Source organism: Burkholderia sp. 9120 (genome assembly GCF_000745015.1).
Taxonomy (GTDB): Bacteria; Pseudomonadota; Gammaproteobacteria; order Burkholderiales; family Burkholderiaceae; genus Paraburkholderia.
Map to the genome: position 1 here is coordinate 1436511 of NZ_JQNA01000001.1, position 20732 is coordinate 1457242.

Annotated in this window: 17 protein-coding genes and 1 pseudogene; 4 read left to right on the forward strand and 14 right to left on the reverse strand. The window is 64.3% G+C overall.

Features of this window, described 5'->3' with window-relative positions:
- Nucleotides 1–73 precede the first annotated feature (73 nt).
- Both FA94_RS06435 and FA94_RS06440 read right to left on the reverse strand, forming a co-directional pair.
- Entirely contained in the window at nucleotides 74–487 is a 414-nt protein-coding gene (locus tag FA94_RS06435; protein ID WP_035547997.1) for an ACT domain-containing protein, read from the reverse strand.
- Between the two features lie 11 nt (nucleotides 488–498).
- Complete coding sequence (locus FA94_RS06440) at nucleotides 499–1884, reverse strand: amino acid permease (RefSeq protein ID WP_035549444.1); 1386 nt, start codon at nucleotides 1882–1884, stop codon at nucleotides 499–501.
- A 215-nt stretch (nucleotides 1885–2099) separates the two neighbouring features.
- Here FA94_RS06440 and FA94_RS06445 point away from each other — a divergent pair, with 215 nt between their 5' ends.
- Entirely contained in the window at nucleotides 2100–3080 is a 981-nt protein-coding gene (locus FA94_RS06445) for an alpha/beta fold hydrolase (RefSeq protein ID WP_035548000.1), read from the forward strand.
- Nucleotides 3081–3201: 121 nt separating this feature from the next.
- Here FA94_RS06445 and poxB read toward each other — a convergent pair whose 3' ends face one another.
- The 10 genes and pseudogenes from poxB to FA94_RS06495 form a co-directional block, all read right to left on the reverse strand.
- Complete coding sequence (poxB, locus tag FA94_RS06450; protein WP_035548003.1) at nucleotides 3202–4926, reverse strand: ubiquinone-dependent pyruvate dehydrogenase; 1725 nt, start codon at nucleotides 4924–4926, stop codon at nucleotides 3202–3204.
- Nucleotides 4927–5094: 168 nt separating this feature from the next.
- Complete coding sequence (locus FA94_RS06455) at nucleotides 5095–5928, reverse strand: M55 family metallopeptidase (RefSeq protein ID WP_035548005.1); 834 nt, start codon at nucleotides 5926–5928, stop codon at nucleotides 5095–5097.
- Nucleotides 5928–7007 carry a DmpA family aminopeptidase gene (locus FA94_RS06460; protein ID WP_035548008.1) on the reverse strand — a complete coding sequence of 360 codons (1080 nt, stop codon included), beginning with the start codon at nucleotides 7005–7007 and terminating at the stop codon, nucleotides 5928–5930. The genes FA94_RS06455 and FA94_RS06460 overlap by 1 nt, the downstream gene beginning before the upstream one ends.
- Nucleotides 7004–7909 carry a glutathione ABC transporter permease GsiD gene (gsiD, locus tag FA94_RS06465; protein WP_035548011.1) on the reverse strand — a complete coding sequence of 302 codons (906 nt, stop codon included), beginning with the start codon at nucleotides 7907–7909 and terminating at the stop codon, nucleotides 7004–7006. The genes FA94_RS06460 and gsiD overlap by 4 nt, the downstream gene beginning before the upstream one ends.
- Nucleotides 7910–7916: 7 nt before the next feature.
- Complete coding sequence (gene gsiC, locus FA94_RS06470; RefSeq protein ID WP_035548013.1) at nucleotides 7917–8837, reverse strand: glutathione ABC transporter permease GsiC; 921 nt, start codon at nucleotides 8835–8837, stop codon at nucleotides 7917–7919.
- A 115-nt stretch (nucleotides 8838–8952) separates the two neighbouring features.
- A complete protein-coding gene (gene gsiB, locus FA94_RS06475; RefSeq protein WP_035548015.1) occupies nucleotides 8953–10515 on the reverse strand; it encodes a glutathione ABC transporter substrate-binding protein GsiB in 1563 nt (520 codons plus the stop codon).
- A 79-nt stretch (nucleotides 10516–10594) separates the two neighbouring features.
- Entirely contained in the window at nucleotides 10595–12517 is a 1923-nt protein-coding gene (locus FA94_RS06480; protein WP_035548018.1) for a dipeptide ABC transporter ATP-binding protein, read from the reverse strand.
- Between the two features lie 96 nt (nucleotides 12518–12613).
- A complete protein-coding gene (locus tag FA94_RS06485; RefSeq protein WP_035548021.1) occupies nucleotides 12614–13642 on the reverse strand; it encodes an isoaspartyl peptidase/L-asparaginase family protein in 1029 nt (342 codons plus the stop codon).
- Nucleotides 13639–14676, reverse strand: a complete 1038-nt coding sequence (locus FA94_RS06490) for a MurR/RpiR family transcriptional regulator (RefSeq protein ID WP_035548023.1) — start codon at nucleotides 14674–14676, stop codon at nucleotides 13639–13641. Before FA94_RS06490 ends, FA94_RS06485 begins: the two co-directional genes overlap by 4 nt.
- 180 nt (nucleotides 14677–14856) lie before the next feature.
- Nucleotides 14857–16115: pseudogene (locus FA94_RS06495) on the reverse strand (MFS transporter).
- 95 nt (nucleotides 16116–16210) lie between these two features.
- On the opposite strand from FA94_RS06495, the gene FA94_RS06500 reads away from it, so the two are divergent.
- Both FA94_RS06500 and FA94_RS06505 read left to right on the forward strand, forming a co-directional pair.
- Nucleotides 16211–16921 (forward strand): 16S rRNA pseudouridine(516) synthase, encoded by a 711-nt coding sequence (locus FA94_RS06500; RefSeq protein ID WP_035548026.1) that lies wholly within the window; start codon nucleotides 16211–16213, stop codon nucleotides 16919–16921.
- Nucleotides 16922–17089: 168 nt separating this feature from the next.
- Entirely contained in the window at nucleotides 17090–17278 is a 189-nt protein-coding gene (locus tag FA94_RS06505; protein ID WP_035548029.1) for a hypothetical protein, read from the forward strand.
- Between the two features lie 19 nt (nucleotides 17279–17297).
- On the opposite strand, the gene FA94_RS06510 is transcribed toward FA94_RS06505, so the two are convergent.
- A complete protein-coding gene (locus FA94_RS06510; protein ID WP_035548032.1) occupies nucleotides 17298–18356 on the reverse strand; it encodes an NAD-dependent epimerase/dehydratase family protein in 1059 nt (352 codons plus the stop codon).
- A 79-nt stretch (nucleotides 18357–18435) separates the two neighbouring features.
- On the opposite strand from FA94_RS06510, the gene FA94_RS06515 reads away from it, so the two are divergent.
- Entirely contained in the window at nucleotides 18436–19467 is a 1032-nt protein-coding gene (locus FA94_RS06515; RefSeq protein ID WP_035548034.1) for a CDP-6-deoxy-delta-3,4-glucoseen reductase, read from the forward strand.
- Here FA94_RS06515 and FA94_RS06520 read toward each other — a convergent pair.
- Entirely contained in the window at nucleotides 19433–20365 is a 933-nt protein-coding gene (locus FA94_RS06520; protein ID WP_063771763.1) for a hypothetical protein, read from the reverse strand. The genes FA94_RS06515 and FA94_RS06520 overlap by 35 nt on opposite strands.
- Nucleotides 20366–20732: the final 367 nt, after the last annotated feature.

Below are 20732 nucleotides of genomic sequence, written 5' to 3' on the forward strand. Positions count from 1 at the left end.
TCGAGTTTGACCAGCTTGTTTGAATAAACCCGCGAGAGCATCACGCTTCGCGGGTTTTTTTATGCGCGCGTGTTTATGCTTCTGCCGCGTCCGACGGCGCCGACAACGCGCGCAATATATTCATCGCCTCATCGGCACGCTCGGCCGGCACGAACAGATGGTCGTGATAGAAAGCCGACACCACGTTGCACGCGATTCGCGCTTGCGCCAGCTTCGTCGAGATCACGGCGAGAAAACCCACTGCGGCAAGATCCGAATGAACCGTCAACGTAATCATGCGCGCGGTGAAGTCGTAGGCGATGCCGAGGCGATCGGCATCCGACTGATCGAGAATCGCGGTCAGGCCTTCGGCCTCGTTGAACAGACAGACCGCGTCGACGCCCGCCGGCAGACGACGATCGGCAAAGCTACAGAAAACATAAGCCGGCGCGGCAACGACCGGCGTCATGTCGCGTAGCAACTGCTCGAGATCGCGGCTCGCTTCCATAGCTTTGCTCCTTATCGCCCGGCCACTCGCGCGCCACCCTGCAGCGCCGCGCGCCGGCGCTTGAACACATAGCCGGCCCACATCACCACCAGCCACGCCGGCACGAGCCACACCGAGACCGACAACCCAGGCGTCATGGCCAGAATCACGAGCACCAGCGCCATGAACGCGAGGCAGAGGTAGTTGCTGAGCGGGAACCAGATCGACTTGAACACCAACGTCTCGCCCGCCGCCACCATCGCCTTGCGCGACTTCAGATGCGTCAGGCTGATCAGCGCCCAGTTCAGCACCAACGCGGCAACGACCAGCGCCATCAGCAGACCGAGCGCTTCGGCGGGAATCAGATAGTTGACGATCACACAGGTGAACGTAGCAAGCGCCGACAAACCGATCGCCATATACGGCACGCCGCGACGATCGACCTTCATCAGCGCGCGCGGCGCATTGCCCTGCTCCGCGAGACCGTAAAGCATGCGGCTATTCGCATACACGCCGCTGTTGTACACCGACAGCGCCGCCGTCAGCACCACCACGTTGAGCACGTTGGCGGTCAGCGTCGAACCGATCTGCGAGAAGATCATCACGAACGGGCTGCCGCCGGCCGCCACTTCATTCCACGGATACAGCGAGAGCAACACCGTCAGCGAGCAGATGTAGAAAATCAGGATCCGGTAGATCACCTGATTCACCGCTTTCGGAATGCTCTTTTGCGGCTGATCGGCCTCGGCTGCCGTGATACCGATCAACTCCAGCCCGCCGAACGAGAACATGATGACCGCGAGCATCATGAAGAGGCCGTGAAAGCCGTGCGGGAAGAAGCCGCCATGACTCCACAGATTGGTGATCGACGCTTGCGGGCCGCCGTGACCGCTGAACAGCAGATAGCCGCCGAATACGATCATGCCGATCACCGCGACCACCTTGATGATCGCGAACCAGAACTCGGTTTCGCCATACGCCTTGACGTTGGCGAGATTGATCGCGTTGATCGCGACGAAACACACCAGCGCCGATATCCACGACGGCACACCGGGCCACCAGTAATGCACGTAGGTGCCGACCGCGGTCAGCTCGGCCATGCTCACGAGCACGTACAGCACCCAGTAATTCCAGCCCGACAGAAAGCCGGGAAAGTCGCCCCAATACTTGTACGCAAAGTGGCTGAAGGAGCCGGCCACCGGTTCCTGCGCGACCATTTCGCCGAGCTGCCGCATGATCATGAACGCGATGATGCCGCCGATCGCGTAGCCGAGAATCATCGACGGGCCGGCTGCCTGCAACACGCTGGCGGAGCCGAGAAACAAGCCGGTGCCGATCGCGCCGCCCAGCGCGATCAACTGGATATGGCGATTCTTCAGCCCGCGCTTCAGGCCGTCTTGCTGCTGTGCACTATTCAACATTGCGCCCCAGTGTATGGAAATCGATCGCCCGAGCGGACTTATGGTCCCTGCCGGGCGTAACCTGAAATTTTACCGTGGCCGATATAAGTCAAATACTGGGAGCAACCCGCGCTTCGTTCAGCGCCGCACTTAACGGCGCGGTTAGGGATTGTCACTGGCCTGGGGCTTCTGTATGGTCGCCTAGTCGAGGTTCCCGCCTCCGGAGATTCAACATGTTGCCCAAACGTCTGCTTTGCGCCGCTGCTTTGTGTCTCTGTTTCACGGGGACGGGCGTACGCGCCCAAACCGCGGCGCCTGCCGAGGCGCCCATGGCGACACCCAGCATGGCGCCCTCTCCCGAACCCGCCGACGAACCCGGCATGGCAGCCAGCGCACCCGAAGCGCCCGCTTTGCCCGCAGCACAACCACCCATGACGCCGCCCACGCCCGCAGCGCAAGCCCCTGCCCCAATGCCGGCAGCCGCTGCGCCCACACCGCCCGCTGCGCCGATGACCGGCCCTGTGCGCAACATCGTGCTGGTGCACGGCGCGTTCGTCGACGGGTCGAGCTGGAACGGCGTGGTCGCCAAATTGCAGCAGAAGGGTTATCACGTGAGTTCGGTGCAAAACCCGCTGACGTCCCTCGCGGATGATGTCGCCGCGACCCGTCGGGTGCTCGCGCGTCAGGACGGACCGACCATGCTGGTGGGCCATTCGTGGGGCGGTGTCGTGATCACCGAGGCAGGCGCGAACGCGCCGAATGTCGCGGGTCTCGTGTACATCGCGGCGATTGCGCCGGACCTTCACGAATCGACGCAGGACCTGATGAAGCGCGCCGAGCCGATGCCGGCGGCCCAGGCCATCATTCCGGATGCGAGCGGTTTTCTGTGGCTCGATCGCACCAAATATCATGCGGACTTTGCCGCTGACGTGCCCGAGAATCTCACGCGCGTACTCGCCACCGCGCAAGTGCCGATCGCCGCGAAGGCGTTCAGCGAAACGGTCAGTCATGTCGCGTGGAGAGAAAAACCGTCGTGGTATGTGTTGACGACGAAAGACCGCGCCGTGTCGCCGGACGTCGAGAAATTCATGGCCGACCGGATGGGCGCGAAGATCGTGCCGATGGCGTCGAGCCATCTCGCGCCGGTGTCGCATGCCGGTGCGATTGCCGACGTGATCGATCGCGCGGCGCGGGAATTGAGCCGGCAGCAGTAGCGGCTAACACGCGGTGCGTGCGTATGCGCGGCAGCGTGGCCGCGCATACGCTAACTTCTTCCGCAATCCGACCGCGCGTTAGCGGTCGCAAAGCACTTCAGCACTTCAGCAACTCGCCACCTCAGCGCAGATTCGTCGTCGCCAGTTCGACGATCTCGTCTCCGCGTCCGTTCAGCACCGCCTTCAGCATATAAAGACTGAAGCCCTTCGCCTGCGCCCATTGAATCTTCGGCGGCATTGCGAGTTCATGCTTCGCGGTCGTCACATCGATCACCGCCGGTCCCGGATGCGCGAAGGCTTCGCGCAGCGCCGGTTCGATGTTCTCCGACAGTTCGATACGAACACCGTAGATGCCCGCGCCGCGCGCAATCGCCGCGAAGTCGGTGGTCGCGAGATCGGTGCCGGCTTCCAGATAGCCGCCGGCCTTCATCTCCATCGCGACGAAACCGAGCACGCTGTTGTTGAACACCACGACCTTGATCGGCAGATTGAGCTGACGAGCGGTGAGCAGATCGCCGAGCAGCATCGACAACCCGCCGTCGCCGGATAGCGAAATCACCTGACGACCCGGTTCGGCGGCTTGCGCCCCGAGTGCCTGCGGCATCGCGTTCGCCATCGAACCGTGATTGAACGAGCCGTGCAGACTGCGCTTGCCGTTCATGGTCAGATAGCGCGCGGCCCACAGCGTCGGCGTGCCGACGTCGGCGGTCAGCACGGCGTCTTCGTTCGCGACCTTATCGATGATGCTGGCGAGGTACTGCGGATGAATCGCGCGCCCCGGCGCGGACGGACGCGCCAGATCGTCGAGCCCTTTGCGTGCGTCCGTATAGTGTTTGCGCGCGTTATCGAGAAAGCTCCGGTCGGTCTTGCGCTGGAGCTTCGGCAGCAACGCCTGCAAGGTCGCCTTGACGTCGCCGACCAGACCCAGCTTCAACGGCGTGCGCTTGCCGAGCGCGGAGCCGTTCCGGTCGATCTGCACCACGTTGCCGTGCGACGGATAGAAGTTGCGATACGGGAAGTCGGTACCGAGCATCACGAGCGTGTCGCACGACATCATCGCGTGATAGCCGGAGCTGAAGCCGATCAACCCCGTCATGCCGACGTCGAACGGGTTGTCCCACTCCACGTATTGCTTGCCGCGCAACGCATGCACGGTCGGCGCGCCGAGCTGATCGGCGAACGCGACCACTTCGTCGTGCGCGCCCTCGCAACCGCTGCCGCACAGCAGCGTCACGGCGCCGGCCTGATTCAGCAGATCGGCGAGACGATCGAGATCGGGCCCGGACGGCGTCAGCGTCGAACGTTCCAGCGTGCCGGACCATGCCGGCGCTTCGTCGGGCGCATCGCTCAGTGCCACATCGCCCGGCAGCACGATCACCGCGACGCCGCGTTCTTCGATCGCGGTGCGCATCGCGCGCGCCAGCACGCGCGGAAACTGCGACGGATTCGTCACGAGCTCCACGTAGTGGCTGCACTCTTTGAACAACTCCTGCGGATGCGTTTCCTGAAAGTAGCCGAGACCGATTTCCGACGAAGGAATGTGCGCGGCAATCGCCAGCACCGGTTGATGATTCCGGTGACAGTCGAAGAGACCGTTGATCAGATGCAGGTTGCCGGGACCGCAACTGCCCGCACAGACGGCGAGCTTGCCGGTCGCCGCGGCGTCGGCGCCGGCGGCGAAGGCCGCGACCTCTTCGTGACGCGTGTGCATCCAGCGAATCGAGCCGACGCGCTGCAAGCTGTCCGACAGGCCATTCAGGCTGTCGCCCGTCACGCCCCAGATCCGCTCGACATCCGCTGCCGCCAGGGTTTTGGCCAGATAATCCGCGATAGTCTGCTTACCCATGCTGTACTCCGCTCAGTGAGAAAGACGGTACTTTTTGGAAAACAGAGAGTACCGCGTCCTCACCGAACGTGTTCGCTGCGTGTACTTCTTTACAGTCGGCAGCAATCCGTAAGCGAGTTGAAAAAGGCCGCACGTGATTTGCGCGCAACCGTAGCGCGGGCTGCCCGGCTAGCGCAGCATGAACGACATCGCGGACAGGCAGTTCAGCATACGCACTGTGTGCTCCGCCGACGCCGCGTCGAAACGCAACGTGACCGCGTCGACGCGTGCAAGCGTCGGCCATTGGCAGAACAGATCGGCGAGCGCGCTGGTCTGCACGCGCAGTTCGCACGCAACCGGCTGCACCGCCGCACGCGTGGCCTGCGGCGCGCGGCCACCGTCGAGATGTTGACGGACCACTTCGCGCGCCGCCGTTTCGATCGCCTCGCGCGCATTCGCCGGCGACTGCGTGACACCGCTCGACTGGCCCGTCGCGCTCTTGGTGACGACAAAACGTGCGCCGGGAAAACGCGGCGCAGTTTCCTCGGCGAACACATCGTCGCCGGATAAAAGCGCTACCTGTGCCCCATATTCTTCCGCCAGCGCGCCATAAATACCCGCCTCGCCGACTTCCACGCCGTTCAGCGACACGCGCGCGAACGCGAAACTGTTGATCGTATGCGCGAGGATGCCGCGCGTTTGCGACATGGCGTGATAGCCGATCATGAAGACCAGCGCCGCACCATATTCAAGGCCGGCCATCATGCCCAGCGTGCGCGGTTTGCCGAGCACCACCAGCGCGCGCGGATCGAGCAGATCGGGCAGCAGATTGCGGAAGCCGCCGTGCGAGTCGTTGACCCACACTTGCGTGGCGCCGCCGGCGAACGCGCCTTCGATCGCGGCGTTGGCTTCGAGCGTCATCCAGCGGCGCGCGGCTTCGTATTCGCCGTTGCCCGCGCGCGTTTGCTCGGGATGAAACACGCCGGCCACGCCTTCGATGTCGGCGGAAATGAGGACTTTCATCAGCGAACGGAGTTGAGTAGTTGGGAGAGATCGGGCGCGCTGTCGTGGAGCGACAGACGTCGATGACCGTCGCGCCCGGTCACCGACACAGCGTTCCACAACGCGTCGACGATGGCCTGCTCGACGCTGTCCGCGCAGGCGCGAAACAGCGGGTCCAGACGTTCATCGGCGAGTAGCGGCGGCAGCGTGACGAATTGCGCTTCGTGCGGCACGGTGTACGCGGTTGAAAACGCCAGCGCGATATCGCCGCTGCCGTGACCGTACACGGAACCGGTGCGCGCAAGACCGGCTGCCGCGCGTAGCGAGAGACGCTTGAGCTGACGCGCGTCGAGCGGCGCATCGGTGGCGACGATCATGATGATCGAGCCTTGCTCGGGCTTCGTCGTGGTCGAAGCGTTCGCAGTTGCAGCCGCGCGTTCGCTCAGCATGCGGCCGAGCGGCACGCCGTCGAGCGTCAGCATCGGCAAGCGGCCAAAGTTCGCCAGCACCAGCGCGCCGACGGTATAACGTTGCCCTGCGGCCTCCACCACGCGCGACGCGTTGCCCATACCGCCCTTCAGATCGAAGCACGACATACCGCGCCCCGCCCCCACCGAACCGCTGGCAACCTCGGCGCTCGCGGCCGCGTACGCGTCGTCGAAATGTTGCGAGCCGACCGCCATTGCCTGGATATCGTTCAGATAGCCGTCGTTGCACTCGAACACCAACGGATTCACCGTCGACCACTCGCGCCCGATTCGCGGATTCGCACGAATCGCCGCGCGAATCTGCGCCTGTGCAACGGCGGCGACACCGAACGTATTGGTCAACGCAATCGGCGTTTCCAGCGTGCCGAGTTCCTCGACCTGCACGAGCCCGATACTTTTGCCAAAGCCGTTGATCACCGACACCGCGGCGGGCACCTTGTCGCGAAACGGATCGCCGCCATGCGGGCGAATCACGGTCACGCCGGTTTGCAGCGCGCCTTCGTCGAGCGTGCAATGTCCGGCGGTTACGCCCGGCACATCGGCAATCGTGCCGAGCGGACCGCGCGGCAAAGCGCCGATATGCGGCGCGTTTTCAGCAGAGGACACGCTCATGCGCGGTCGAGCTTCGGATCGAGCGCATCGCGCAAACCGTCGCCGAGCAGGTTGAACGCGAGCACGGTCACGAAGATCGCCAGACTCGGAAACAGCGCGATATGCGGCGCGGTGACCATATCGGCGCGCGCTTCGTTGAGCATCGCGCCCCACTCGGGAGTGGGCGGTTGCGCACCGAGTCCGAGAAACGACAGACTCGCGGCGGTGATGATCGAGGTGCCGATGCGCATCGTGAAGTACACCACCACCGACGAAATCGTCCCCGGCAAAATATGGCGCACGATGATCGTCCAGTCCGACGCGCCGATACTGCGCGCCGCTTCGATATACGTGAGCTGCTTGAGCATCAGCGTGTTGCCGCGCACGAGCCGCGCGAACGCCGGAATGCTGAAGATCGCCACCGCGCAGATCACGTTGATCATGCCGTTGCCGAGAATCGCCACCACGCCGATGGCGAGCAGAATGCCGGGGAACGCGAACAGCACGTCGGCTACCCGCATCACGATACGATCCCACCAGCCTTCGTAATAGCCGGCCAGCAGACCGAAGAACGTGCCGATCAGTGCGCCGATCGCGACCGACAGAAACCCGGCCTCCAGCGAAATGCGCGAGCCCGCGAGAATGCGGCTGAAAATATCGCGGCCCAGCGAATCGACGCCGAACCAGTGCGCCGCCGAAGGCCCCGCGTTCAACGCGTCGTAGTCGAAGAAATTCTCCGGGTCGTACGGCACCAGATGCGGCGCGGCGATCGCGACCACGATCAGCAGCAGCACGAAAATGCCGGCGCCGAGCGCCACATGCTGCTTACGGAATTTGCGCCAGAACTCGCCCCACGGTGTGCGGATCGTTTTCTCGACGATAGCGGCCTTGGCCGCATTCGCCTCGGTTGCGGAGATGCTCATGCGGGCCTCACTTGAAACGGATGGTCGGATTGATCACGGCGTACAACACGTCCACGATCAGATTGATGATGATGAATTCAAGCGAGAACAGCAGTACCTCAGCCTGAATCACCGGATAGTCGCGCATCGACACAGCGTCCACCAGCAGGCGTCCGAGACCCGGCCAGTTGAATACCACCTCGACCACGATCGAGCCGCCCAGCAGAAAACCGAATTGCAGCCCCATCATCGTGATGACGGGAATCAGCGCGTTGCGCAGACAGTGTTTGAGGATCACGAGACGTTCGGGCACGCCCTTGGCGCGCGCGGTCCGCACGAAGTCCTCGTTCAGCACCTCGACGAACGAAGCCCGCGTGAAGCGCGCCATCACCGCCGCGACCGCCGCGCCGAGCGTCAGCGAAGGCAGCACGTAGCTCTGCCACGAACCGTCGCCGACCACCGGCAGCCAGCCGAGCTTCACCGAGAAAATCTCCATCAGCACCATGCCGAGCGCGAAGGCCGGAAACGAAATGCCCGACACCGCGAGCGTCATGCCGAGCCGGTCGGGCCAGCGGTTGCGCCACACCGCCGAGACAATGCCGATGCCCATGCCCAGCACGACCGCCCACACCATGCTGGCGAGTGTGAGCAGCAGCGTCGGCATGAAGCGTTCACCGATTTCCTCGCTGACCGGCCGCTTGCTGCGCGTCGAGATACCGAAGTCGCCGTGCGCGATCTTCACGAAGAAGTTGACGAACTGCTGCGGCATCGGTTTGTCGAGACCGAGATCCGTGCGCACCAACGCGACGGTCGCCTCGTCCGCTTCGGGACCGGCGGCGAGCCGCGCCGGATCGCCCGGCAACAGATGCACGAACAGGAACACCAGCACGGCGACGATAAAGAGCGTCGGCAGCAGGCCAAAGAGACGTTTGACGAGGAAGTTCAGCATGAAACCCAATCCGGCAATGATGCGGGTAACGAATGATCCGGTGCGGCCTGTGAGTCAGAACCGTTCACGCTCCGGCGTATTCATCGAACACGCCGGAGCACGAACGGTCAGCCGATCACTTGATCGCGATCTCGTCGAAATTGAACGAACCGTCCGGCGCCACGTACGCACCCGACAGACGCTTGCTGCGCGCGTACACGACCTTCTCCTTGACGAGGAAGATCCACGGCGCGTCGGCCCAGATGCGTTTTTGCGCGTCGGTATAGAGCGCGGCCTTCTGCGTGCGGTCGGTGGTTTCGAGCGCCTGTTTCAGATCGTTGTCGACCGTGTCGTTCTTGTAGTACGCGGTGTTGACCATCTTCGGCGGGAACGACACGGAGCCGAGCAACGGCGTGATCGCCCAGTCGGCTTCACCCGTCGACGACGACCAGCCCGCGTAGTACATGCGCACCGGCGCGGTGGCGGGGTCCTGCGCGCTTTCCACCTTGGCGACGCGCTGCCCCGCTTCGAGCGCTTCGACCTGCGCCTTGATGCCCACTTGCGCGAGTTGCTGCTGCACGAACTGGATCACCTTCTGCGCGGTCGAGTAGTTATACGCGGACCACAGCGTGGTTTCGAAACCGTTCGGATAGCCCGCTTCCTTCAGCAACTCACGCGCCTTCGCCGGGTCGTACGGCCACGGCCCAAGCTTCACCGCGTAATCGACGCCTTGCGGCACCACGCCGTCAGCCGGCGTCGCATAACCGGCGAACGCGACCTTGGTCAGCGCGTCCTTGTTGACCGCGTAGTTCAGCGCTTCGCGCACCTTCGGGTTGTCGAACGGCTTCTGGTTCATGTTCAGGCTGATATAGCGCTGAATGATGGACGGCGACGCGATCAGATCGACCTTCGGGCTCGCCTGCAATTGCGCGGCCTGTTCGAACGGCACCTGGAACGCGAAATCGGCTTCGCCGGTGCGCATCAGCGCGGCGCGCGTGTTGTTGTCGACCACCGGCTTCCAGTCGATTGCGTCGACCTTCGGATAGCCCTTCTTCCAGTAGCCGGCGAACTTCTTCACCGTCAGATCGCCGGCCGGATCCCACTTGACCAGTTCGAACGGCCCCGTGCCCACCGGATGAAACGCAATGTCCTTGCCGTACTTCTTCAGCGCGTCCGGCGAAATCATCACCGCCGACGGATGCGCCAGCACGTTGATGAAAGCCGAGAACGGCGCCTTCAGGGTGATCTTCACCGTGTACGGATCGACCACTTCGGTCTTCTCGATACGGCTGAACATGTTGTAGCGCTTGAGCTTGTTGGCCGGATCGGTCACGCGGTCGAAGTTCGCTTTCACCGCTGCGGCGTTGAAGTCGGTGCCGTCCTGAAACTTCACGCCATGGCGCAGCTTGAACGTATAAACCTTCGCATCCGGGCTGGCCTCATAGCTATCGGCCAGCACGTTGACCAGCTTCATGTCCTTGTCGAAACCGAACAGCCCTTGATAGAACGACTTCGCGACGGCTTGCGACAGCGTGTCGTTCGCATCGTACGGATCGAGCGTCGTGAAGGTCGACGCGACGGCCATCACGGCCGTGGTCTCGGCATGCGCCACATTGCCCGCGAGCATCGCGAACACCACCGCGCCGCCGCTGACCAGCGCGCGCAAACGAAACGGAGAAGACGGGACCAGCAGGTTCATGAGGATGACTCCAGGCTGCGAAATGAAAACGGGTTGAGGGACTGCGAGAGGAAACGTTTTTTTGCTTTGGCTTGTCGGTCTAGTAAGCGCCGCCAACGCGATGCTGCGCGACAAAGTGATCCGGGCCCACCGCCACCAGCGGCGCCACCATGGGTTCGTCGTTCAGCGCGCGGATCGGGCTTGGAATTTCATCGGCGGCGAGCATGCGTTTGGCGTGACGGCGCGCGGGATCGGCAACCGGCACCGCGCCCATCAGCTTCTTCGTGTACGGATGCTGCGGCGCTTCGAACACCGCGCGGCGTGGACCGATTTCGACGATCTGGCCGAGATACATCACCGCGACGCGATGGCTGACGCGTTCGACCACGGCCATATCGTGCGAAATGAACAGATAAGCCACGCCGAGCTCGCGTTGCAGATCGAGCATCAGGTTGACGATTTGCGCCTGCACCGAGACGTCGAGCGCGGAGACGGATTCGTCGGCGATCACGACTTTGGGGTTCAACGCCAGCGCGCGGGCAATCGCGATCCGCTGCCGCTGACCACCGGAGAATTCATGCGGATAACGGCGCGCCGCTTCGTGCGGCAAACCGACCTTGTCGAGCAGCCACGCGACGCGCGCCTGCGCTTCGGCGCCCTGCGCCACGCCATGTACGAGCAACGGCTCCATGATCGAGAAGCCGACCGTCAACCGCGGATTCAACGACGCGAACGGGTCCTGGAAAATAAACTGGATGTCACGGCGCAGGGCCTGCAACGCGGGCCCCGTCAGCGAACTGATTTCCTTGCCGGCGAATTCGATCGAGCCGCTCTGACTTTCAACCAGACGCAGCAACGAGCGACCCGTGGTCGATTTGCCGCAACCCGATTCACCGACCAGCGCGAGCGTTTCGCCCGGCCGCAGATCGAAGCTGACTTTTTCGACCGCATGCACGCGGCCCGTGAGGCGGCCGAACACGCCAGTCTTGACCGGAAAACGCGTGACCAGATCGCGCACGCGCAGAATGGGCGGCGTGCTCTCCTGTACCGGCGGCTGCGCTTCTTCGGCGACGGCGGACGCGGCACGCACCGCCTGTTCCGCACCGCTCAAACTCGCCTGCTCGACGGTCAGAATCGGAAACTTGGCGGGTTGATCGGTGCCCTGCATCGCGCCTAAACGCGGCACGGCGGCGAGCAACGCCTTCGTATAAGGATGCGACGGCGCGGCGAAGATCTTGTCCGACGCACCCTCTTCCACTTTCTCGCCGCGATACATCACCAGCACGCGGTCAGCCACTTCGGCGACGACACCCATGTCGTGCGTGATGAAGATCACGCCCATGTTCATCTCGTCCTGCAAGCCGCGAATCAGTTGCAAAATTTGCGCCTGGATCGTCACGTCGAGCGCGGTGGTCGGTTCGTCGGCGATCAGCAGCGCGGGCTTGCACGACAGCGCCATCGCGATCATCACGCGCTGGCGCATGCCGCCCGACAACTGATGCGGATATCGCGCCGCCACCCGTCGCGCCTCCGGAATCCGCACGAGGTCGAGCAGGCGCAGCGTTTCGGCGTGCGCGGCCGAACGGCTCTTGCCCTGATGCAATGCAATCGCTTCGCTGATCTGATCGCCGACCGTGAAGACCGGATTGAGCGAGGTCATCGGCTCCTGAAAGATCATCGCGATGTCGGCGCCGCGAATCGAGCGCATCGTGCCGGACGACGCTTCCGCGAGGTCGAGCACGCTGCCGTCGCGGCGCCGGAATGCGATGCTGCCGCCGGCCAGGCGCCCACCGCCGTGCTCGATCAGCCGCATCAACGCGAGCGAAGTCACCGATTTACCGGAACCCGATTCGCCGACGATCGCGAGCGTTTCGCCACGCTCGACTGTCAGCGACAGATTGCGCACCGCGTTGAAGGCCTGTTCGCCGCGGCGAAACGCGACCGACAGATCGTCGACCGCGAGCACGCGTTGCGGCGGCAGGGTTTCGATAAGCGGACGGGCGGTGTGCAATGAAGTCGGCACGGTGGTTCCTTTGAATTCGAACGCGACTAGCCAGAACGCAAGCGCGCGGTCGCGCGAGCGTTCGAACCATGATTCAGTGAGATCCGGCGAGGCCTGCTAGCGATAGATCGCCGTCACCGGCGTTTCGCCGAGACGCGCGAAGCCGCGATACATGCCTTCGGTGTTGAACGGCAGCGTGATGTTGCCGCGCGCGTCGACGGCGATCAGACCGCCACGGCCGTCGATCTTCGGCAAGCGGTTCATCACCACGTCGTGCGCCGCTTCCTGCAGCGACACCTGGCGGTAGGCCATTTGCGCGGCGACGTCGTAGGCCGCGACCATGCGCATGAACATTTCGCCGGAGCCGGTGGTGGAGACCGCGCAGGTGGCGTCGTCCGCATAGCAGCCCGCGCCGATCAGCGGCGTGTCGCCGACCCGGCCCACCTGCTTGTTGGTAACGCCGCCCGTCGAGGTCGCCGCGGCCACATGGCCGTGTCGATCGAGCGCGACCGCGCCGACCGTGCCGAACTTGCGGTTCGGGTCGATGGGTTCGTGCGGCATGGGGTCGTCGCCGTTGTCGTTATTGCTGTCGTTGCCGCTGTCGTCATGCTCCGCCGATGGCGTGGCGGCGAGCGACGCGCCGTCGTGATCGAGCATCGCGCGGTGCTGATCGCGCGCGAGCAGCCATTGACGATGACGCGCTTCGGTATGGAAATACTCGGGCTCGGCGAATTCGAGTCCCTGCGCGGCGGCGAACGCCTCCGCGCCTTCGCCGGTGAACAGCACATGTTCGCTGCGTTCCAGCACCTTGCGCGCCGCCAGAATCGGATTGCGCACGCGCTTCACGCAACAGATCGCGCCGGCTTCGAGCGTGCCGCCGTCCATGATGGCGGCGTCCATTTCGTGCGTGCCGGCCGCCGTGTACACCGCGCCGCGGCCCGCGTTGAACAGCGGACAGTCTTCGAGCAGACGCACCGCTTCGCTCACCGCGTCGAGCGCGCTGCCGCCGTCCGCCAGCACGCGCTGGCCGGCGCTCAGCACCGCGTGCAGCGCGGCGTGGTAATCGGCTTCGGCGCTGGCCGACATCGACGCGCGCAGGATCGTCCCGGCGCCGCCATGAATGGCAATGACTGCGTTGGAGTTCATCGTTTAGCTTGAGTCTTGCTGGAGATTCGGGTGGATCGGGGCCTGGCCGCAACGCCAGGCTCACCAGGCTTGCCGGGTTTGCCGGCGTCGTTCGCACCACGGCTGACCGCGCGCGCTGGCCGCTCGTTCGGGCCGGCGTTCTCGGCGTGCGGATCGACCAGCCACGGCAGCACGAATTCGCTGACTTCGGCGGCGGCTTTGACCGAGCGTTTCGCCCGGTACGCGACCGCGTCGCACAGTGCTTCGATCACGGCCAGCACGGCGGAATCGGCATTGGCCGCGAGCCGTCGGTCGGCGCGAATGTAGAGCGAGAGATCCGCGAATTGCGCGAGCGGCGAACGCGGACTGTCGGTCAGCGCGAGCACGCGAGCGCCACGGCTTGCGGCGCGGCGCGCGAGTTCGATCGTGTCTTCGACGTAACGCGGAAACGCGAGGCCGATCACGAGATCGTCCTCGTTCGAGGCGAACAGACGCCGCGCGGCATGCGACGGGCCGCCCATCAGCGCGAGCGACTGCACGTTGTCGTGATACGGCATCAGGCCATGCTCCATCAGCCCGGCGAGGAACGCGCTGGCGCCATAGCCGAGCACGAACACACGGCGCGCCGCGATGATCGCTTCGACGGCGGCTTCGGCTGCGTTCTTGTCGATCGCCGTGCGGGTGGCGTGCAGATTATTGGCGGCCTGTTCGAGCGACGCGTCGAGCACAGCGTCGCCGGCGGCCAGCGACTCCTGCGCGCTGCGCAAGCGCTCGACCGGCGCGAGCGTCGCTTCGAAGCCGCGCACGAGCGCGTCGCGAAACTGCGGATAACCGTCGAAGCCGAGCGCGCGAGCGAAACGATTCGCCGTTGCCACCGACGCGCCCACCACGCTCGCCAGTTCGTCGATCCGCATGGTGGCCGCGCGGAACAGATTGGCCAGCACGTAATCGCCCATACGCCGGTGAATCGGCGTGAGCGTCGGCATCGCGGCGGCAATGCGCGCCGCGATAGCCTGCTCGGCGGAATTAGGGGCAACGGACGGTTGATGAATCATGCGAGCGGGTTGGCTGGGCCGATGCTGTAATGAAAATGAATGAAAGTATATTTACATAGAAATCACGCCAAAAAAAATTCATTTTCATTTTCAAGGGTTTCTCCGGATGATGCGTATTGGCTCGTGCGGCACCTCCACGCACCGCCGGCTGGCACGACGCGACCGGATGAAAACCTGTTTTCAGCAGGCGGCGGCACTTGGCTCGGGAATGCGCTCGAGCCGCGCCGCCGGCGACATGAAGATGATCAGCGCCTGCACGACAAACGCCGCCGCGGCCGCGACGAGACAAGCGTCCATGCCCCAGCGCGCGCTGATCGCCGCGCCGAGCAACGCGCCCAGCGGACGCGCACCGTAGGTGGCGGTGCTGTTGAGCGCCGACACGCGGCCCATCATCCGTTCGGGGGTGATCGCCTGGCGCAGCGTGGTCGAACCGACCACCCACAGAATCGGCCCGGCGCCGACCAGGAAGAAGCTCAGCATTGCCAGCCAGAACGACGGCGCGACGAGCGTCGCCACCATCACGAGCGACGCGAGCAGGCCGCACGACGGCCCAATGATCAGCACGCGTCCGAAGGCGAGACGCCGCGCGATCGCCGGCGCGGCCAGCGCGCCGCACACCATGCCCACGCCATAGGCCCCGAGCGTCACGCCGACCATCGACGCGCTCAGGCCCAACCGATGCACCGCGTACGGCACATACACCGCTTGCAGGATGAAAAAGCCGAGGTTGAAGAACACGGCGGTCGCGAGCATCGGCCGCAGCAGCGCATCGCGCAGCACGAAGCGCGTGCCGTCGCGTAACTCCAGCAGGAAGTGACGCTGCGGCATGGCCGCGCGCGGCGGTTCGCGCAGTCCGGCCAGCAGCGCGACGGCTAGCGCCGAGAGCCCGGCCGCGCAGCCGTACGCCCACCCTGCTCCGATCCAGCCGACCAGCAAACCGCCCAGCGCCGGACCCGCCGAATACGCGACGCTGCGCGCGAGTTCGAGCCGGCCGTTGGCGTTGGCGAACGCCTCGCGCGGCACCAGCGCGGGCACCAGCGACGGCGCCGCGACGTTGTAGGCCACCGTGCCGGTCGCCGCCACGAAGCCGAGCGCGGCCAGCAGCGGCAGGCTCAACGCATGCGTCGACACGAGCAGCAGGACGCACAGCATCGCCATCACGCGCACGCTTTCGGCGAGCGTCATCAACAGTCGGCGCGAGCGGCGGTCGGCCCAGACGCCGAGCGGGATCGACAGCAACAGGAACGGCAGCGTCTGCGCGGTTTGCAGCAAGCCGGTGTCGCGCGCGTCGGCGCCGAGCATGAACACCGCGACGAGCGGCGCGGCGGCGAGGCTGATCTGTTCGGCCGACTGCGCGACCAGGTTCGACACGCGAGCCGCTGGAAGGCGGCCGGCAAGCGGGATCGGATCGACGGAGAAGAAGAGGAAACGACGGGCATCGAAGCACTCCTTGGGCTCGGTGATGAGGAGCCCATCGTCGTCCGGTTCGCGCCGTGGGGCGCTCCGCTTCTTGCGGTGTTATTCTTCGCTCGCCATGAATCTCGAAAGCATTCTCTTCACTCAAGGTTTCGGCTCGCGCCGCCAATGCCGCGCGCTGATCGGCGACGCGCGCGTGAGCATCGAAAGCGCCGTCTGCACCGACGCCGACGCCGATTTCCCCGTCACCGGCAACGCCTTCCACTTCAGTGTGGACGGCGTCGTCTGGCCGTATCGCGAGCACGCTTATCTGCTGCTGAACAAGCCGGCCGGCTACGAATGTTCGCGCGACCCGCAGCATCATCCGAGCGTATTCAGTCTGCTGCCGCCGCAGTTCGCGGAGCGCGGCGTGCAATGCGTGGGCCGGCTCGACCAGGACACCACCGGCCTGCTGCTGCTCTCCGACGACGGTAAGTTCGTCCACCTGTTCACGTCGCCGAAACGCAAGGTGCCGAAGGTGTATGTCGCGACCACGCGCCATCCGCTCGACGACACGCAATTAGGCGCGCTGCGCGACGGCGTGCTGCTGCACGGCGAGCCGAAACCGATCGCCGCAGTCGACGCCGTCGCGCGTGGCGAGCACGCGCTGGCGCTCACGGTCATGGAAGGCAAGTACCACCAGGTCAAGCGGATGATCGCCGCCGCCGGCAACCGCTGCGAGGCGTTGCATCGCGAGCGGATCGGCGGACTCGCGCTGCCCGCGACGCTCGCGCCGGGCGCATGGCAATGGCTCGACGAAACCGACCTCGGATCTTTACGGAGCGGGTAAACCGGTAGTCGCGCACCAAGGCCTTGATGCGGCTGGAAAAAGCCTGTGCGCGGCCGCACACAAGGCGTGGCGGGCGGTCTTCATGCGCTGCGCCGCAGCATGCTCTTGCTTACAGCTCGCCCTATACTCCTTTAAACAAAGACAACAAAGGGTACAAGGAGGCGCGCCATGATGATCCACGACACTATCCGGATCTCGTCCGTGATGATTGCTTTTATTTGTCTCGGACTGGTTCTGATCGGCGGACTGCTGATCGCGATGCGGCTGCGGCATACCTACCATCCGAATCTGATCGGCGCATTGATCGGCGCAATGCTGTGCTTCCTGCTGCTGGAAGCATTGCCGGCGCTGACTTAAGCCAGCGCGGCACGCGAGGTCACGGTTGCGTGGTGGCCTTGCGCAGAAAATCCGCCACGCTCGGATAGCGCAATTGCACGCGCAATTCCGTCTTGAGCCGCCGGTTCATCAGCCGTCGCGATTCACGCATGAACGACAGCATGGTCGGCTCGATCGCCTGCTCGGCCTGCGCACGCGTGATACGCGGCGCACGCGCGACGCCGAACGCATCGGCGACCGCATCGAAGTACTCCCCCATTTTCAACGACGAGTCGTCGCTCGCGTGGATCGCGCGCGCCGGCCGGCCGTGTGTGACGAGCCGCACGAGGATCGCGGCGAGATCGTCGGCGTGGATATGGTTGGTGTAGACGTCGTCGGCATCGATCAAGGCCGGCGTGCGTTTTTCGAGCCGCGCGAGCGGCAGACGGTTGCCCGCATAGATGCCGGGAATCCGCGCGATGCTGGCGCGGACCGCGCCGCGAGCGGTCGCGCGCCGCAGTTGCCGCTCGGCCGACACGCGACGTTTGGCGCGCGCATTGGTCGCCTGCGTGACGCGCGTCTCGTCGATCCAGGCGCCGCCGCAGTCGCCGTAGACGCCCGTCGTGCTCGCGTACACGAGGCGGACCGGCGCGCGCGAAGCGGCGGCACGGCTGACCCCGTCGGGTACAATATTGGCTTTCCCGGATCCGTCCCACAGGGCAAAATCAGCAAACCCGGCACGCGCGGCCCGTTCGCGACGCAGCCGCCCAACCGGCGCCACGGCAGGCGCCGCCGCGGCTCGCAGCGCGCGAGCGCCACGAGCGCCAAGTGTTGCAAGCAGGGCGCGAGTACGCAGATCGTCGTCGCCATTTTTTTGCGGCGGCGCAAGGTGCAGCACCGTCGGCGCGAGGCCCGCGAGCCGTTTCAGGCTCCGGCGTTGATCCAGATCGCCGACCAGCGGCGTGACGCCCGCGGCGCGCAATTCTGCGCAGCGCCCGGCATGGCTGGTCAGTGCAAAAACGTGTGCACGTGGCTGCAGCAAGGGCACGCAGCGCATGCCGACATCGCCGCAACCTACGATCAACACGCGCGGCCGGCGGAAGTTTCGTGTCGCTTTCATGGTGGACGCATTGTAGCCGTCAGCCGCGAACGCGGCGGGTCCGATAACGATTACCGACTTTTCGATTTCCCCACACTTTATGGCATTCAACGTCACGCTCCGGCAAAGCGGCCGGCAGTTTCAGGTAGAACAGGACGAACCGGTGCTGAGCGCCGCGTTGCGCCAGGGCATTGGCCTGCCTTACGGCTGCAAGAACGGCGCTTGCGGCTCGTGCAAGGGCGCTGTGCTCAGCGGCGAAGTCGAACAGCGCGCGCATTCGTCGTCGGCGTTGTCGAACGACGAAAAGACTCGCGGCATGGCGCTGTTGTGCTGCGCGACCGCCTGCTCCGATCTCGAAGTGGACATCCGCGAAGTGGCCGGTGTCGGCGACGTGCAGGTCAAGAAGCTGCCGTGCCGCGTCAGCGCGATCGAGCGCAAAGCCGACGACGTCGTCGTGCTGAAGCTACAACTGCCCGCCAACGAACGTCTGCAATATCTGGCCGGCCAGTACCTCGAATTCATTCTGAAGGACGGCAAGCGTCGCAGCTATTCGATGGCGAGCGCGCCGCACGCGGAAGGCCCGATCGAACTGCACCTCCGTCACATGCCCGGCGGCGCCTTCACCGATCACGTGTTCAACACGCTAAAAGAGCGCGACATTCTGCGCTTCGAAGCGCCGCTCGGCACGTTCTTCCTGCGCGAAGATTCCGACCGGCCGATCGTGCTGCTGGCTTCGGGCACGGGCTTCGCGCCACTGAAGGCGATCGTCGAGCATGCGGTGTTCAAGAATCTGGATCGTCCCATGACGCTTTACTGGGGCGCACGCCGCAAGAAAGACTTGTATCTGCTCGAACTGGCCGAGCAATGGGCACGCGAGATTCCGAACTTCAAGTTCGTGCCGGTGTTGTCGGAGCCCGATGCGGACGACGCGTGGACGGGCCGCGTCGGCTTCGTGCATCGCGCGGTGATCGAAGATTTGCCCGATCTGTCGGCGTACCAGGTCTATGCCTGCGGCGCACCCGTGATGGTCGAATCGGCTCAGCGCGATTTCACCCAGCATCACGGCCTGCCGCAAGATGAGTTCTATGCGGACTCGTTCACGAGCGCCGCGGATCTGGCGAACGCGGTTTGAGGTGAGCGACGTCGGTGCAGATGCGCCGATGCTCGCAACGTACGATTCTGGAAGCGCGGCCATGCACCTGGCCGCGCTTCGCGCATGGAGAGGATGCGCCCGCGCCGGTCTCGACTTTGAGCTGAAGCAGGTGTGCCCGATCCTCGAGCGCCGCACGCTCGGATCGCAGCATTTTATGTAGTGCAGTACAGCCGTCGCTGCCGGTCGCGCCGAGATTCGAAGCAAGAAAATCGACCGCGTTTAGCGTGTCGAATAGTCTGTGCCCATACACCGGTTCATGGTGCGCGACGCGATTGCGTGACTGGTGGATTCGCTCCAGTTGAATGGCAACCGCCGATCGATCAATTGCCTTGTTCGGAAAGATGCGTCTTAGCGCAGGCTTCCACAGCGTCTGTTCGTAATCGCGAGAGAAGAGCCGCTTCCAGAAGTACATCGTGAGTTGGGTAATCACCTGACCACTCCGCACAACGATTGCCTTTTGCCGCGCCGCGACCCGAAATTCATGGTCCAGACCCGGCGGCACGCCGCGACGGAACGCCGCTTGATCGAGCGAGGATTTATCCGAAGCATTCAGTTTTGCATAGGCTGCACGTTGTGCCCCGCGAACGGCCGCTTCGATCTTGCCGCGCTCCTCGTCTTTCCAGACGAAAGGCACCGGTGGACGACGCAACCAGCCGTCCACGCCGAAGTGATCGCCTAGCCGGTCACAGACCGAATTACGAAGCGCTATCTCGACAACTGCCGTGACGCTCATCAGCGCCCCGGCCAACTGCAACATCTGCTGATGAAGCGCGATGGCCGCGCGAGTCGTGTCGGCCATTGTCTGAAAAGTGCTGAGGCGATCTTCAGAGAGCAGCGCGGTGATTGCTGAAATTTCATCATCTGTCAGGTGGTCCATTGACGGGCACCTCCTTGGCTTTTAGAATTGTTTGCGATAAGTCGGGATCAGCGTCGGCAGCTATCTTCGGGTGGGCGGACCCCCGGCTTCCTGATTCAGAATGGGCGCTCAACCGAGCGCCCATTTGCTTTTACGGCGATGGTTTTTGATGAGTTGCTGCCTCGTGCAGACAGCCCAAAAAACAACCGCCGTCACATTCTAGTCAGCGGCCGATCTCATAATCGGCAAGCCGCATAAGCTTGCACGTCGGAGAAAAAAATCCGTCCGATGCAAATTCATGGTTTACACCAGCGCTTTCCTTGTCGTATTCTTTCGCGCATGAACCGCATCCAGTCCGAACTTCGACGTCGCCGCTCGCCGCTCCCTT